Source organism: Streptomyces pactum (assembly GCF_016031615.1).
Lineage (GTDB): Bacteria > Actinomycetota > Actinomycetes > Streptomycetales > Streptomycetaceae > Streptomyces > Streptomyces pactus.
The window spans coordinates 2118085-2133905 of sequence record NZ_JACYXC010000001.1; the positions used below are offsets into that span (position 1 = coordinate 2118085).

8 protein-coding genes, 2 tRNA genes and 1 pseudogene are annotated in these 15821 nt (G+C 74.4%); 2 read left to right on the plus strand and 9 right to left on the minus strand.

Annotated elements, in window-relative coordinates; all coding sequences use genetic code 11:
* Positions 1-92 precede the first annotated feature (92 nt).
* Positions 93-1085, minus strand: coding sequence for a DNA polymerase III subunit delta (holA, locus tag IHE55_RS08350; RefSeq protein ID WP_197988447.1), 993 nt, complete (start codon positions 1083-1085; stop codon positions 93-95).
* 16 nt (positions 1086-1101) lie between these two features.
* Here holA and IHE55_RS08355 point away from each other — a divergent pair, with 16 nt between their 5' ends.
* Together IHE55_RS08355 and IHE55_RS08360 are read left to right on the plus strand one after the other, a co-directional pair.
* Positions 1102-1389 carry a hypothetical protein gene (locus IHE55_RS08355; protein WP_232266093.1) on the plus strand — a complete coding sequence of 96 codons (288 nt, stop codon included), beginning with the start codon at positions 1102-1104 and terminating at the stop codon, positions 1387-1389.
* Between the two features lie 390 nt (positions 1390-1779).
* Positions 1780-2250: a pyridoxamine 5'-phosphate oxidase family protein gene (locus IHE55_RS08360; RefSeq protein ID WP_197988449.1), complete on the plus strand. Its 471-nt coding sequence runs from the start codon at positions 1780-1782 to the stop codon at positions 2248-2250.
* A 483-nt stretch (positions 2251-2733) separates the two neighbouring features.
* Here IHE55_RS08360 and IHE55_RS08365 read toward each other — a convergent pair.
* From IHE55_RS08365 to IHE55_RS08400, 8 genes and pseudogenes are all read right to left on the minus strand, one after another.
* Positions 2734-4974: pseudogene (locus IHE55_RS08365) on the minus strand (ComEC/Rec2 family competence protein); the annotation flags it as partial.
* A gap of 856 nt (positions 4975-5830) precedes the next feature.
* Positions 5831-6571 (minus strand): ComEA family DNA-binding protein, encoded by a 741-nt coding sequence (locus tag IHE55_RS08370; RefSeq protein ID WP_307826572.1) that lies wholly within the window; start codon positions 6569-6571, stop codon positions 5831-5833.
* A 1021-nt stretch (positions 6572-7592) separates the two neighbouring features.
* Entirely contained in the window at positions 7593-8438 is an 846-nt protein-coding gene (locus IHE55_RS08375) for a DegV family protein (protein ID WP_197988451.1), read from the minus strand.
* 74 nt (positions 8439-8512) lie between these two features.
* Complete coding sequence (locus tag IHE55_RS08380) at positions 8513-9436, minus strand: hypothetical protein (protein ID WP_197988452.1); 924 nt, start codon at positions 9434-9436, stop codon at positions 8513-8515.
* 1040 nt (positions 9437-10476) lie between these two features.
* Entirely contained in the window at positions 10477-13362 is a 2886-nt protein-coding gene (gene leuS, locus IHE55_RS08385; protein ID WP_197988453.1) for a leucine--tRNA ligase, read from the minus strand.
* Positions 13363-13616: 254 nt separating this feature from the next.
* Positions 13617-13689, minus strand: a tRNA-Ala gene (locus IHE55_RS08390).
* A gap of 243 nt (positions 13690-13932) precedes the next feature.
* Entirely contained in the window at positions 13933-14166 is a 234-nt protein-coding gene (locus IHE55_RS08395) for a hypothetical protein (protein ID WP_197988454.1), read from the minus strand.
* A 1169-nt stretch (positions 14167-15335) separates the two neighbouring features.
* Positions 15336-15408: transfer RNA gene (locus IHE55_RS08400), tRNA-Ala, on the minus strand.
* Between the last annotated feature and the right edge of the window lie 413 nt (positions 15409-15821).

Here is a 15821-nt window from a genome sequence, read left to right on the forward strand (position 1 = left end):
CCCCGGCCGGACCGGTCCGGCGTGTCCGGGCCGGCCCCGGCGTGTCCGGGCCGCCGTGCCCACGTGGCCGGGGCCGGCGCCCCGTGGCCCGGTCAGTGGCCGCGGCCCGCCCGTGCCGCACGCGCGATGGTGACCACGGCCCTCTCCAAGGCGTACTCGGGATCGTCCCCGCCGCCCTTCACCCCCGCGTCCGCCTCGGCGACGGCGCGCAGCGCGACCGCCACCCCGTCCGCCGTCCAGCCACGCATCTGCTGCCGCACCCTGTCGATCTTCCACGGCGGCATGCCCAGCTCACGCGCCAGATCCCCGGGGCGGGCCCCGCGCGGGGCGGAGGCCAGCTTCCCGATGGCCCGCACCCCCTGGGCGAGGGCGCTGGTGATCAGCACCGGGGCCACACCGGTGGAGACCGCCCAGCGCAGGGCTTCCAGTGCCTCGGCGGTACGCCCTTCCACGGCCCGGTCCGCGACGGTGAAGCTCGACGCCTCGGCCCGCCCGGTGTAGTAACGGGCCACCACGGCCTCGTCGATGGTGCCCTCGACATCGGCGACGAGCTGGGCACAGGCACTGGCCAGCTCCCGAAGGTCGCTGCCGATGGCGTCCACCAGCGCCTGGCACGCCTGGGGGGTCGCGGACCGGCCGGTGTTCCGGAACTCGGTCCGCACGAACGCCAGCCGGTCGGCGGGCTTGGTCATCTTCGGGCAGGCGACCTCCCGCGCGCCCGCCTTGCGGGCCGCGTCGAGCAGCCCCTTCCCCTTCGCCCCGCCGGCGTGCAGCAGCACCAGGGTGATTTCCTCGGCCGGTGCGGCGAGGTACCCCTTCACATCCTTGATCGTCTCGGCGGAGAGGTCCTGGGCGTTGCGCACCACGACGACCTTCCGCTCGGCGAAGAGGGAGGGGCTCGTCAGCTCCGCGAGGGTGCCCGGCTGCAGCGCGTCCGGGGTGAGGTCCCGCACGTCGGTGTCGGGGTCGCCGGCACGGGCCGCCGCGACGACCTCCTGCACCGCGCGGTCCAGGAGGAGGTCCTCCTGTCCCACGGCGAGGGTCACGGGGGCGAGCGGGTTGTCGGTCGTACTCTTCCTGGCCATCGCCGTCCAGCATCCCATGCGCCACCGACACGTCCGGCTGTCGCACAATGGCGCGGTGAGCGAGCGACACGTCCTGGTACTGCCCGACCGCGAAGCCGCCGAGGAGGTGGCCGAAGCGCTGACCGACCTCTACGCGCCGGACGACGAGCCCCGGCTGGTGCGGGACGCCCTGGCCGGCGAGGACGACGCCGAGGACGCTCAGTGGCTGGTCGTCGTGGAGGACCCGGCCGGACGGCTGGTGGAAGCGGAGCTGCACGAGCTGGCGGAGCGGTACGAGGGCTGGCTGGAGGACCATCCCGCCTGAGGGGAACCGGGCGGGGCCGCCAGGCCCGGGGCGAACGCGCCAGGGGACGATGGGCCCGCGGCGAACGCGCCAGGGGGCCATGGGCCCGGGGCACAGCGGGCGAAGGCAGCCATGGGACGGCCGCATCCCTGACCCCGGGCGTGCTCTCCCCGCCCTCGTGCCCACGGCCCCCGCTGCCGTGGTCCACGCGCCCGTGATCCACCGCTGTCGGGTCCCACGCCGATGGTCCACGTCTCCGGGTGGCCCGGCTCCGGGAAGCACGGTCCTACGCCCTCCGCCCGAGCCGACCGGAACCGTGCCTCGGTCCTCCGCCCGAGGCGGCCGCGCCGGGGCCGCCCCTAGCATGCCGGTACCCGGACCGGTACGGGCCACTGGACGAGGGAGCACCGAATGACGGCGGAGACCAGGACGGTCCGCAGCCAGGCGCAGCGCAAGCACGACGTCCTGGAGCGCCTGGAGCGCGAGGAGGACATCTGGGTGGCCTCGGCCGCTCTCTCCGGAACGCCGTACCTGGTGCCGCTGTCCTTCCTCTGGGACGGCGAGGCGGTATGGCTCTCCACCCGGGCCGGCAACCCGACGGGGCGGAACCTGCGGGCCACCGGACTGGTGCGGATGTCGCTCGCGCACACCCGTGACGTGGTGCTCCTCGACGGCAGGGTGACGGAGGTCGTCGCACCGCAGGACATGCCGGAGGAGACCGGCGACGCGTTCGCGGCCAAGAGCCGCTGGGACCCCCGTTCGGCCCGCGACACACCGTCCTACATGTACTTCAAGGTGCTCCTCACCGGCGTGCAGGCGTGGCACGAGGAGCACGAGATACACGAACGGCATCTCATGCGGAACGGCGTCTGGAGCGTCTGACCCAGGCATGGGCGGGCCGCCGGTGGCGCGGCCGGGCCGTGCGGCCGAGACGGCGGGGCCCCGGCGGCCCGGGACCACCAAGAACCCCGGCCAGGTCGTGCGCACGGACCGGGGACCGGCGGGCAGGACGCCGGACACCGCGGCAGGCCCGGACCACACCGCGCGGTCGTCCGGCACCGCGCGGTCGTCCGACGCCGCGCAACCGGCCGCGGCGCGGCGGAACGGCGCGGCACGGCCGGACGAAGCGGCAAGGCCGGACGGCGCGGCGTGGCCGGACGGAACCACGGGGCCGGACGGTGCCGCGTGACCGGAGGGCGCGACGAAAGGACCGCCCCGGAGGTCTCCGCACCGGAGGTGTCCGGCCCGACCGCTTCCGACGGGCGGGCGACGGAGCCGGCGACGGGCACCAGCGAGGGGCGTGCGGCGGACCGTGCGCCGCCGGACGCGGATCCGGTCCGCGGGCGCTCGCCTGCGGCCGGCCACCGCCGCCCGCAGGCCAGGGCCCGCGCCGGTGACGGCAATGGCACCGTGGATGTCGGTACGGACCACCGCCGCGCCCTGCTCCCGCAGACCGGCCACCGTACGTGGAGACGGATGGCCGTAGAGGTTGCGCGCTCCACAGGAGATCACGGCCAGCCGCGGCCTCAGACGGTGCATCAACCCGAAGTCCTGGTAGGCGGAACCGTGGTGGGCGACCTTGACCACGTCCACCGCCGGCAGCGTGGGATGAGCGGCCAGCAATGCCTGCTGGGCCGGAGGTTCGAGGTCTCCCAGAAGCAGCAGGGTGAGCCCGGCGGTACGCACCAGCAGGGTGACGCTCGCGTCGTTGGGACCGTCGGGGACGACGCCCGCGGGCCCCGCCGACCCGGCGCCGGCGTCTCCGAGCGGCCACAGCACCTCCCAGGACAGGGCACCGATGCTCCGTCGCTCGCCGGGGGTGGTGGCGATCAGCGGGACCCCGGCGGACCGCGCCTGCCGGCGGACGAACGCCGCCTGGTCCGCCGGCTCCGCCAGATCGGTGGCCTGGATCGCGCCGACGCTCCTGCCCCGCAACACCCCGGGAAGCCCGGTGACGTGATCGGCGTGGAAATGCGTCAGGACAATCAGGGGCACGCGTTTCACCCCCAGTGAGCGCAGACACCGGTCCACGGCGCGCGGTTCCGGACCGGCGTCCACCACGACCGCCGTCCCCGCTCCGGCAGCCAGCACCAGGGCATCGCCCTGCCCCACGTCGCAGGCGACCATGCGCCAGCCGGGCGGCGGCCAGCCGGTGACGAACCGTGCCAGCGGGCTGGGGCGCAGCACCGCGATCGTCAGGAGCAGCGCGGCGAGCACACACACCGGGCGGCGCGCCGGCAACCGGCGCAGCAGCGGTACCGCGGCGCCGGTGACCGTGGCCAGGAGGAGCCCGCCGCTCCAGCCCCCGGGCCAGCTCACCTCCGCACCGGGCAGTCCGGAGCCGGTACGGGCCACCGAAGCGATCCACTCGGTCGGCCAGCCCGCCGGCCGGGCGAGGAGTGTCGCGAGGGGCATCGTCACCGGGGCGATCACCAGGACCGCGAAGCCCAGCACGGTGGCGGGACCGACCGCGAGCTCGGCGAGCAGGTTGCACGGGACCGCCACCAGACTGACCCGGGCCGCCAGGACGGCGACCACCGGCGCGCAGACGGCCTGCGCCGCGGCGGCCGCCGCCAGCATCTCGGCCAGGCGGGGCGGCACCCCGCGCCGACACAGCGCGGCGCTCCAGCCGGGCGCGAGGGTGAGCAGTGCGCCCGTGCCGAGCACGGAGAGCAGGAACCCGTAACTCCGGGCCAGCCACGGGTCGTACAGCACCAGGACGAGCACGACCGCGGCCAGGGCCGGGAGCAGCGAACGCCGGCGACCGGTGCCGATGGCCAGCAGGGTGATCATGCCGCACGCCGCCGCGCGCAACACGCTCGGTTCGGGGCGGCAGACCACCACGAACGCCAGGGTGAGGCCACCGCCCAGCAGTGCCGTGGTGCGCAGCGGAATGCCGATGCGGCCGGCGATGCCGCGGCGTTCGGTGCGGGTGGCCAGGTGCGGTGGGCCGACGAGGAGGACGAGGAGCAGGGTGAGGTTACTTCCGCTGACGGCCAGCAGGTGCGTCAGGTCGGTGGCGCGGAAGGCCTCGTCCAGTTCGGCCGGGATCCTGGAGGTGTCCCCGACGACGAGGCCCGGCAGCAGGGCCCGGGCGTCCGCGCCGAGTCCGTCTGTCGCGGTGCGCAGCCCGGCCCGTAGCCGCCCGGCCGCGCGGTGGATCGCTGTGGGCCGTTCGATGACCGTCGGCGGTCCCGTGCCCTGGACCCGGGCCACTGCGGCGTACGGTTCGACCTCTCGCATCGGTGGGGCCAGCCGGGCCTGCACCCTCAGCCGGGTGGAAGGCAGCAGGGCGAGCCAGGACGGGCGAGCGTCGGCACGTGGCCGGACCGTCACCAGTACGGGAGACCGGGCCACGGACACCGAACCGTCGGGCGCGGTGATCCGCGTGACCTCCGCCGTGAGCACCACAGCGGCCGGCATCGGGACGGCGCCGGCGGGGTGGGGACGAGCCTGCCGCGGATCCGCGGTGAGTGTCAGCTCGACCGTCGCCCGGGCGTACCGGCCTGCGAGCGCCGGTACCTGGCCCCGACGCAGATCGGCGGCGTGCAGGCCGGCCACGACGGCCGCCGCGGCGGCGCAGAGCAGGGCCAGCGCGACGGCCATCAGGACGCTTCCGCTCCACCGGGCGCCCGCCTGTCCTCCCTCACCACCTCCTTGCCCGTCCCCCACCGCCCGGCCGCACTGCTCACCGCCGGCCGCCCGGACCCGCTCGGTCCCGTCATCCCCGGTGACGCCACTCCCTCCGACTCCGGCACCGCCGCCGGCGCCGTTCTCCCCCGGCCCCGGAGCTCCGGTGCCTCCCCTGCCCCGCCCCGCTCCCGGCGTTCGCGTCCCCACCCAGCCCCGTACGGTTCCGGGCCCCGGCATTCCCGTCGAGGACGGGCTCCGTGCGGCTGTCCGCCCCGCCCCGCTCGGACTGCACTCCCGCTCGGTGCCCTGTGCGCATCGTGGGCTGCGATCCCGCTCCGGCCGCCGGCTGCGTGCCGGTCCCTCCGCGCCCATGACCGGTCACCGGCCCGGAAATGTGCCTGGGGCCCTCCCCCTCGCGGGGGGCCTCGTCTCCCGTCCTGATCGGGGGCCGAGTCCAGGCCCGGTCCCGGTCCGGGGTGCACGGTGGCCTCCTCCGCCCGGTCCTGGCCTGCTGCCCGGTCCGCCGCCCTCCGGTGACGGTCCACCCACAGCAGCACACCCGCGGTGAGCGTCGCCAGGGCACAGCCGGTCGCCACCACTCCCCCGTCCGCACCGAGCGCCAGGGCGGCTGCCCCCCAGGCCGCCAGCGCCGGCAGCACGAGGCGCAGATCGACCGGGCCCTCCTGACGCGGGTCGGAAGCGCCGAGCGGTGAGGCGGCGTCCGCGTGCACCCGGAGGCGTGCGTGGTGGGTACGGGCCCTGCCGGGCCGTGCGGCGGCCGAGGCGGTCGCTTGGCCCGGACGGGTTCGCCGGGCCGTGTGCCGGCCGCTCATGGCCGGACCAAGGGACGCAGTTCGGCGAATCGCCGGTCCCCGATGCCGGGGACCTCCCGCAGCTCCTCGACCGAACGGAAACCGCCGTGCTCGGCTCGGTAGTCGAGGATGTGCTGGGCCAGGACGGGACCGACGCCGGGCAGCGTGTCGAGCTGTTCGGCCGTGGCGGTGTCGAGGCTGACCGGGGCACCGCCGCCTGCGGGTCCCGAAGCGGCCCCGGGGCCGGAGCCGGATGCCTGCCCGGCCGGCGGCGGTCCCGGGGCGGCGCCCACCAGGATCTGCTCGCCGTCGCTCAGCACCCGAGCCCGGTTGAGGCCGCTGAGGTCCGTGCCGGGGCGTACGCCGCCGGCGGCACTGAGCGCGTCGGCCACCCGCGAGCCCAGTGGCAGCCGGTGCACCCCGGGCTCACGGACCTTGCCGGACACGTCCACGACCACGGTCCGGCCGTCACCGTCACCCGGGCCCCGATCACCCGCCGCCGTGGCTCCCGCCGCCCCGGGGAGTGAGGTGGGCGGAAATCTCCGGGAAGCCTCCCCGGGGCTCCCACCGGACTGCGCAGGGCCGGTGGGCCGGAACCCTCCCTCGACCGCTGGGGCGTGCACGGTCTCCGGTCGCGCCGACCAGAAGTGGTAGGTGGCGAAGCCCGCCGCCACGATCAGCACCACGGCCAGGGCGGCGAGCGTCCGGGGCTCCACCCCGAATCTTGTCTGCCACCACAGCGGCGTCCGCTCGCGCACCGCGAGCCCGAGGCGCTGCCACCGTGCCCCGCTCGGCCGGGCGGAGCGAGGGCGAGGGTCACCGCGCACCGGGCCGGGGTCCCCGTCGCGCGGGGGAGGGTGAAGGGCACTCGCCTCCTCACCCGTGCCGGCACCGGCGCGGGAACCGGAACCGACGTCGGTTCGGACGGCCGCGGCGTCGGCGGATGAGGGCGCCGTGGAGTCCTCCACGTCGGTCCGGACCGCGTCAGGCCGGGCGGTGCCATGCCGGTCCGCGTCCGGAATCACCGTGGGGTCGGCACCCGGGTCGTGCAGGCCCGTGCCCGCGGGGCCGCGCACCGGCGGACCCGTCGCCGGCGAACCGACCCCGAGAGGCGGGGACGTGGCGAGGTCCGCGGCGCGGACGGCCGCGTCCACCAGGTCGGACGCCGCGCGTGGTCCGGCGGTGCCCGGGACCGTCTCGGGAACCGCCGGGGCGGCGTCCGCCCGGCCGGGGAACCGGGCCAGGGTGCCGGGTGCCGCTGCGGCGGCCGCCGCCTCGGTCGGCCGACGTGCGGTGAGCGGCGACCCCGGCAAGGTGTGCCGGGCGGCGCCGGGCGGGCCGGTGCGGGTGGTCCCGCCGACGTCCGCGGCGGACGGGGCACCGTGTGCACCGGCGGGGCGCGGCAGTGCCGCCTGGCCAAGCAGCGCGGCGGCACGTTCGGCCGCCGGGCTGCGGTCGGTGGGGCGCGACAGGCGGTGCGTACCCGATCGCCTGCGGTGGCCGCGTGTCACACCGCGCACGGGCCCGTCGATTACCTGCTGTGATCGTGATCCCATGTGGACCGACGGTAGACCGACATCGCCGCTTCCTCCGGGGCACTTCCCTTTCGGGGGATAACCAGCGGCTTGTGGATAACTTCGTCACTCGTCAGGGGAGTTCACGCATGGCTGGGCATGCATCGTCGGCAAGTCGGGGCACACTGGTGACAACGACGCTGCGTAATCGGCGTCGTGCAAGGACCGGTCCGCTCCACCGGGACTTGTGACCGATGGGCCGGGTCTACCGTGGCGAGACCACGGCCCCCAGGAGGCCGGGGCCGGTGTGGGCACCGATCACCGCCCCCACCTCGCTGAGGTAGAGCTCCTTCAGCCCCGGCACCCGAGCCCGCAGGCGGTCCGCGAGTGCTGCCGCCCGCTCGCCGGCGGCGAGGTGGTGCACCGCGATGTCCACGGGACCGGCTCCGGCCCGTTCCACGGCGATCTCCTCCAGGCGGGCGATGGCCTTGGAGGCGGTACGGACCTTTTCCCGCAGCTCGATTCTGCCGGCGTCGAGTTGCAGAAGGGGTTTGACCGCCAGGGCTGATCCGAAGAGGGCCTGTGCCGCGCCGATCCGGCCGCCGCGGCGCAGGTAGTCGAGGGTGTCCACATAGAAGTAGGCGGTGGTTCCCTCGGCCCGCTCGACCGCGGCGGCGACGGTTTCGTCGAGTGTGCCGCCGCTCTCCGCGGTCTCGGCGGCGGCCAGCGCGCAGAAGCCGAGCGCCATGGCCACCATGCCGCTGTCCACCACCCGCACCGGTACCGGGGCGTCCCGTGCAGCCAGCACGGCCGCGTCATAGGTTCCGGAGAGCTCGGCGGAGAGGTGGAGGGAGACGATCCCGGCCGCGCCGGCGTCCGCGGCCGAGCGGTACGCGGCGGCGAACATTTCCGGACTGGGACGGGAGGTGGTGACCGGTTTGCGTTTCTGCAGGGCTTGGGCGACGGAAGGGGCGGAGATCTCCGTGCCCTCCTCCAACGCCCGGCCGCCGAACACGACGGTGAGGGGAACCGAGGTGATGCGATGCCGCTCCATCGCCTGCTGAGGCAGGTAGGCCGTGGAATCGGTCACGATCGCGACATGGCGGGACATGACTGGGAGGTTATCGGGGGGCGTCCGGAATCGGCAGCGCGGGCCTGATTCCGCGGGCACCGGGCCCGGGGAAGTCAGCCACGCTCGGGGCGGGGGGCGCGCTGCCAGGAGTGTTCCGGTCGCCAGAGGTGCTCCGGCGGTGCCTCCAGAGCCGGCGGCGGGGCCTGGCCCGCCGCGGGGCCGGCCGGTTCCTGGGCGGATCCCGCCGGATCCGGACCGCCGGCGGAGTGGGCGCCGCTGGTCCCACCGCCGCCGGAGGCACCGGTAACGCCTGCGGCCGCTCCGGTGGCTCCGGCAGCTTCGGATGCACGTGCGGCGCCGGAGGCAGCGGGCCTCTCCGGGGTACCGGAGTGTTCGGAAACCCCGGGGTTCTCGGTGGCGGGGAGGTCACCGCCGGCCAGGTCACCGCCGGTGAGGCCACCGCCGCGGTACGAGGAGTGGGCGGCGTCCGGGGCGGGGGCCCAGTGGCGGAGGGCACCGGCCTCGGTCTCGATCTGGCGGGACAGGTCGGCCAGGTCGTCCTGGGCGAACCGTCGGGCCCGGTCCTGGGCCGCCCACCGCAGCGAATCCGCCGAATGCGTGACGTGCTGGGTGCGCTCGCGCAGCTCGGGCAGTCGGGCGGCGACCCGGCTCTTGTCGGGCTCCCGCTCGGCGCGCCTCAGCTCGGCGTCCAGCTCATCGGCGTGGACCCGGAGCCGCTGGAAGAGGGCGAGCGACTCACCCAGTGAGGCGTCCTCGGCGGCACCCGCGCGCAGGGCCTCCTCGGTCGCGGCCATGGACCTGCGGAGGGACAGCCGCAGCTGGGCGAGGTCGCCGGACGGCCCGGGCTGACCGAGGCTCTTCGCCCGCAGTGCAGTGTCCTCGACAGTGCGCCGGGCGTGGCTGATCGTCCGGTCGACACCGCGCTTGGCGGCCCGAACCGCCTTGACGCCGAGATAGACCCCCAGGCCGAGGATCACCACGACGAGGAGCGTCAGGATCAGGATCACGGATTCCATCGGTTCCCCTACTCCTCGCTGTCCGTCCGCGCCGGTCGGCGGCGTGCCGTCATGGTCCACCGGGCCGCGCCACCGGGTGCCCGGGTCACGGCCCACCGGTGGTTACCGCTCCGGCGGTGTCGTCCTTTCACGGTAAACGCACTCGGGCGGCACGGGAGTTCCTCGGAAGCGCGATCCCTGCCGTGGAAGACCGTGCAGACCATGCCAGGCACCCGCCGGGACTCGGGGCATGCCGCGCCCCGGTGAGGTGCATGGCCCGGCCGGGAGGTGTCTCTCTCCGAATCGCCGCTCCCGCGAACGCCCTCCCTCACCGGTCCCCCTCCACCGCATGCCCCGGCGAGGGTGCGCCTACGCCACAGGCCCATCCGGAGGTGGGCCCTGAGCCGTGGGTCCGCATCTCGCGGAGCGTCCGCCTCCAGGACATCGGGGAGGAGGACGTGCACACCATGGCGCGGCAACACCTTGCGCAAGGGCACGCCACGACACGTCCGCGCCCCAGCCCCGTCGCGGCGCCCGTCCCCGCCACGGGTGAGTCCGTCGCCCCACGGGCGCGTCCATGGCAGGGGGCGGGGGAACCCCGCCGGGGCATGTGAGGGGACACCGATCGGGTGTCCGGCCGCAGAGCCCGACGGGTGCCCCGGGTGCCCCCGTGGGACGGGTGATGCGCCGCCCCCGTGGTTCTCCCACGACCGCTCGTCGTGGGGATGCGGCCGGCCCGGGCCCTCCTGGGTCGGGGGCGCACCTCCCACGAGGGCGGACCGCCGTCGACGGGCGCCGGCCCGCCGTGGTGCGGCCGGGGCCGTGCGGTGCCCCGCCGGCCCGTCCGCCGACCGTGGTGATGCCTGACCGTGGACAGGGACGTGGTGCGGCCGGGCACGGTGCCGCCGGGCCCGGCGGGTCGTGCTGGCGCCTGACCGCAGACGCGGGACGTGGGGCGGCCGGGCACGGACGCGGGACCTGCTGCCGCCGCACGTGGAGATGCCGGAGGTGGTGCCGTCGCACGCGGTGCCCCGGGCGCGGGCCCGGGGCACCACCTCCGGTCAGGCCGGGACGATGTTGACCAGCTTCGGCGCGCGCACGATGACCTTGCGGATGCCCGCACCGCCCAGCGCGGCGGTCACCGCGGGGTCGCCGAGCGCCAGCTTCTCCAGTTCCTCGTCGGAGATCGAGGGCGGCACCTCCAGGCGTGCCTTGACCTTGCCCTTCACCTGCACCACGCAGGTGACGCTCTCGTCCACCACGTATGCCGGGTCGGCGACCGGGAAGTCCTGGTGGACGACCGAGTCCTGGTGCCCCAGACGGCGCCACAGCTCCTCGGCGATGTGCGGGGCCAGCGGCGCGATCAGCAGGACCAGGCTCTCGGCGACCGGTCGCGGTACCGCCCGCAACTTGGTGACGTGGTTGTTCAGCTCGGTGATCTTGGCGATGGCGGTGTTGAAGCGCAGCCCCGCCATGTCCTGGCGGACGCCGTCGATCGCCTTGTGCAGGGCGCGCAGGGTCGCCTCGTCCGGCTCCTCGTCGACGACGGTGACCTCGCCGGTGCTCTCGTCCACCACATTGCGCCACAGCCGCTGCAGCAGCCGGTACTGGCCGACGACCGCGCGGGTGTCCCAGGGCCGGGAGACGTCCAACGGTCCCATGGCCATCTCGTACAGGCGCAGGGTGTCGGCCCCGTACTCGGCGCAGATCTCGTCCGGGGTCACCGCGTTCTTCAGCGACTTCCCCATCTTGCCGAGCAGCCGCGAGACCTTGCCGCCCTCGTAGTAGTAGACGTCGTCGCGTTCCTCGACCTCGGCGGCCGGGACCGCGATACCGCGGGCGTCCCGGTACACGTACGCCTGGATCATGCCCTGGTTGAACAGCTTGTGGAACGGCTCGGACGAGGAGATGTACCCCAGGTCGTAGAGCACCTTGGACCAGAAGCGGGCGTACAGCAGGTGGAGGACGGCGTGCTCGGCACCGCCGACGTACAGGTCCACGCCGCCGTGCCGCTTGTCCTCGCGCGGCCCCATCCAGTAGCGCTCGGCTTCCGGGTCCACCAGCCGCTCGCTGTTGTGCGGGTCCAGGTAGCGCAGCTCGTACCAGCAGGAGCCCGCCCAGTTGGGCATGGTGTTGGTCTCCCGGCGGTACCGGCGGGTACCGCGTCCGTCGCCCAGGTCCAGCTCGACGTGGACCCACGCCTCGTTCCGGGACAGCGGGGTCTCCGGGGAGGTGTCCGCGTCGTCGGGGTCGAAGGTGCGCGGCGAGTAGTCCTCGACCTCCGGCAGCTCCAGCGGCAGCATCGACTCCGGCAGCGGGTGGGCGACGCCGTCCTCGTCGTAGACGATCGGGAAGGGCTCGCCCCAGTAGCGCTGGCGGCTGAACAGCCAGTCGCGCAGCCGGAAGTTGACGGTGCCCTCGCCGATGCCCCGCTCCTGCAGCCACTCGGTGACCCGGGCCTTCGCCTCGGTGACGCCCAGGCCGTCCAGCGACAGCCCGTCGCGGGAGGAGTTCACCAGGGTGGCCTCGTAGGAGCTGAACGCGTCGTCCCAGGCCGCCGGGTCGGTGCCGCGGCCATCGGTGGGCTCCACCACACAGCGCATCGGCAGTTCGAAGGCGCGGGCGAAGGCGAAGTCCCGGGAGTCGTGGGCGGGCACCGCCATGATGGCGCCGGTGCCGTAGCCCATCAGCACGTAGTCGGCGATGAAGACCGGGACCTTGTCGCCGGTGACCGGGTTGACCGCGTAGGCGCCGGTGAAGACGCCGGTCTTCTCCTTCGCCTCGGCCTGGCGCTCCACGTCGGACTTGGACGCGGCCTGCTTGCGGTAGGCGGCGACGGCCTCGACGGGGGTGGCGTAGCCGCCGGTCCACACCTCGTGGGTGCCCTCCGGCCAGGCCGCCGGGACGATCGCGTCGTCCCCGGAGACCAGGTCGTGCTCAGGGGCCAGCACCATGTAGGTGGCGCCGAACAGGGTGTCCTGGCGGGTGGTGAAGACGGTGATGGCGGCGTCGGCCCGACCGTCCACCGCGAAGTCCACCCGGGCACCCTCGGAACGGCCGATCCAGTTGCGCTGCTGGAGCTTGATGGCCTCCGGCCAGTCCAGTTCGTCCAGGTCGGACAGGAGCCGGTCCGCGTAGGCGGTGATCCGCATGTTCCACTGGCGCAGATTCGCCTTGAACACCGGGTAGTTACCGCGCTCGGAGCGACCGTCGGCGGTGACCTCCTCGTTGGCCAGCACGGTGCCCAGGCCGGGGCACCAGTTGACCGGCGCGTCCGAGGCGTAGGCCAGGCGGTAGCCGCCCAGCACGTCGGCCCGCTCGACCTCGGTCAGCTCCGCCCAGGGCCGGCCGTCGGGGGTGGCCCGCTCACCGGTGGCGAACTGCTCGACCAGCTCCGCGATGGGCCGGGCGCGGCGCGCCTCCTCGTCGTACCAGCTGTTGAAGATCTGCAGGAAGATCCACTGGGTCCACTTGTAGTACTCGGGGTCGATCGTCGCGAAGGAGCGGCGCTTGTCGTGCCCCAGGCCCAGCCGGCGGAGCTGCACCTTCATGTTCGCGATGTTCGCCTCGGTGGACACCCGCGGGTGGGTGCCGGTCTGCACGGCGTACTGCTCGGCGGGCAGGCCGAAGGCGTCGAAGCCCAGGGTGTGCAGCACGTTGTGGCCGGTCATCCGGTGGTACCGGGCGTAGACGTCGGTGGCGATGTAGCCCAGCGGGTGGCCCACGTGCAGCCCCGCACCCGAGGGGTAGGGGAACATGTCCATGACGAACTTCTGCGGCCGGGCGGCGACCTCGGGGTCGCCCGCCAGCTCACCGCTCGGGTTCGGCGCCTCGTAGGTGCCGTCGGCGTCCCAGAAGTCCTGCCAGCGTGCCTCGATGTCGGCGGCCAGCGCGGCCGTGTAACGGTGCGGCGCGGCCACCTCGGCAGCGGTGTTGGTCTCGCTCATCGTCCTCAAAGCTCCATCGATCGTCTCTGTCAGCGGAACTGCTCGTCAGGGGTGACGAAACGAAAAATCCCCTCGCACAGGAGGGGACGCCGCGCCGATTCCGACCTTCACCGGTCGGTACTGATCAGCGCGGCCCGCTAAGCAGAAGGCGTACGGCACGCATGGGGCCAGGTTACCGCAGGGGACGAAGCGACCGCACACCAGCGATCCACGACAAGCGGGCCGTCCACTCGGACGGCCCGCTCACCTGGGAGTGGAGCTAAGGAGAATTGAACTCCTGACCTCTTGCATGCCATGCAAGCGCTCTACCAACTGAGCTATAGCCCCAGGTTCCGCACCGGCTCGGTTTCCCGGTTTCTCCCGGTTCCCCTCGGCGGCATCGCCTACATTACACGGACCCCCCGGCCTTCTGCCAAATCGGTTCCGTGGCGCCCTTACGGGAACACCTCCCCGCGCCGGTCACCTCGGGACGGGCCCCCGCACCCTCCCGGCGGGCGGTCCCGACGGCCGGTCCCGCCCCACAGGACCCGCAGGTGTCCCACGGGCGGAACGGAACCCCTCGGCAGAGGCTCAGGCCGTCACGAAGGAGTAGAACCGCTTGAGGGTGCAGTGCTCGTCGAGCAGCCGCCCGTAGATCGGCTCCCCTTCCAGTTCGCGGTACGTCTCGATCGGGTCGCCTTTTATGATCAGCGCCCGCGCGCACTCGACGCACCAGTACTGGTACTGGGGATTGAGCGGTTCCATGTCGCGGACGATCGGCGTACCGCTTCCGCACCAGTCGCACTTCCGGCTGTGTGCCCCCATCACTCCGCTCCTGGTGTGGCCGCGGACCGTACGGGCCGTACAGACCGGGCGGACGGTACTGGCCGGGAGCGCCGCACGGCCCGGACGGGCACGGTGGGCGCGGGCCGCACGGGACGGATCGCCCGTACCGGCCCGAGGGAAGCCGCCGTTGTCATCGCACCATCCATGCCCATCGGCACCGGCCCCCCTTCGGCCGTCCCGATTCTGCCATGGGAAACGGCCCGGGTCAGCGGTGCTGTCACCGCGTACGCCGTGATCGTCCGGCTCGGCGCGCCGTCCCGGCGGCCCGCGGGGGCCGGCGGCGGACCACCCGGCAGCGGGGCCCGGTGGGCAGCGCCGGAAGACCGCACCGACGACGGCCACTTCGGTACCCCGCCCGGCCCGGGCCGGGCACCGCCCCACCATGACGGGCTGCCAGGAAGGCTCGCGTCAGAGCAGCTTGAGACCTGGCCCGGACCGGCCGTCGCCGGACCGCAGCGCACACGGCCGTCACCGGACCGCAGCGCGTGGACGCGAACACCTCCCCGGCGCGCGGGGTGTGGACACGGCCCTGCCCGGGAATCGGTGACGGGGCGAACGGCAGAGCGACACCGGCCGCCGGGCCGGCCGCCGTCGTCGGGTCCGGGTGCCGCACCCGTGGCCGGCACGCCCCCGCCGCCCGACCGGCGGGCCGATCCCGCGCCGGCCACCCGGTCCGCGCCGGTCCGCCGCCGGGTAACGCACCGGAGGTCTGCCGAGGTCCCGGACCGGACTGTGGCGACCTCCTCACCGGACCACCGTCGGTCCGCACCGACCGCCGACCGACCCCGGAGCGGACGGCCGCCGGATTCCGGGCCGCCGAGCGGCACGTCCCCACACGCCCCGTCGCGCTGCGGGGAGGGGCAGGGCGCGGGCCGGCGGTACGAACGTCGGAGACGGCACCGGAACCTCCCGGCATCGGCATCACTGGCACCGGGACCACCGGGCATCGGCACCACCGGGTATCGGTTATCACCAGGCACGGCATCACCGGGCACCGCCGCACCGGCGGAGCCGGACCCCGTGGCGGCCACCGGCTACCGTGGCGGCACGAGGTCACACCGTCACCGTGGCGCCACGTCATCGGCGGCACGGTCGGGGGAAACGCGAGGATCCCGCCTCCCTGGGGGAGGCGGGATCTTTTTCCGCTGTGGAGCTAAGGAGAATTGAACTCCTGACCTCTTGCATGCCATGCAAGCGCTCTACCAACTGAGCTATAGCCCCGCTGCTCTCGGTTCGGCCGGGGTTTTCCGCCCCGCCGTCCCGCGAACAAGATGAACTTTAGCCTGTGACCTGCCCGGATGGGAAATCGGCTGTTCGGTGCCGGTCCCGCGCCGGTTTCCGGGTCCCGGCCGGCGACGCCCCGCCGGGCGGGGAGGGCCCGTACGACGCGCGCTGCGGCGCCTCGGCCGGGCGTGCCGGACGGCACCTCGGCCGGCAGCCGGCCCGGGCCGTCGGCCGACCGCCGGGTCCATCGCCCACCCGCGGCCGGGTACCTCGGCCCCACCCTCACGCTCAGGAACCCGGGCCGCGGGCCGCCGGAACCCGGCCCCGCCCAACGACCCCTGTCCGTCGCCCCCCGCCCGTCGCACTCCGGCAGCCGGGCCCGGCCGGTCACCGGGCCTCCGGTCACCCGT

Bases quoted from the DNA above. Each gene is read 5' to 3' on its own strand.
- IHE55_RS08360 (WP_197988449.1), top strand. From the start codon at position 1,780: ATGACGGCGGAGACCAGGACGGTCCGCAGCCAGGCGCAGCGCAAGCAC.
- IHE55_RS08395 (WP_197988454.1), bottom strand. From the start codon at position 14,166: ATGGGGGCACACAGCCGGAAGTGCGACTGGTGCGGAAGCGGTACGCCG.
- holA (WP_197988447.1), bottom strand. From the start codon at position 1,085: ATGGCCAGGAAGAGTACGACCGACAACCCGCTCGCCCCCGTGACCCTC.
- IHE55_RS08375 (WP_197988451.1), bottom strand. From the start codon at position 8,438: ATGTCCCGCCATGTCGCGATCGTGACCGATTCCACGGCCTACCTGCCT.
- IHE55_RS08380 (WP_197988452.1), bottom strand. From the start codon at position 9,436: ATGGAATCCGTGATCCTGATCCTGACGCTCCTCGTCGTGGTGATCCTC.
- leuS (WP_197988453.1), bottom strand. From the start codon at position 13,362: ATGAGCGAGACCAACACCGCTGCCGAGGTGGCCGCGCCGCACCGTTAC.
- IHE55_RS08355 (WP_232266093.1), top strand. From the start codon at position 1,102: ATGCGCCACCGACACGTCCGGCTGTCGCACAATGGCGCGGTGAGCGAG.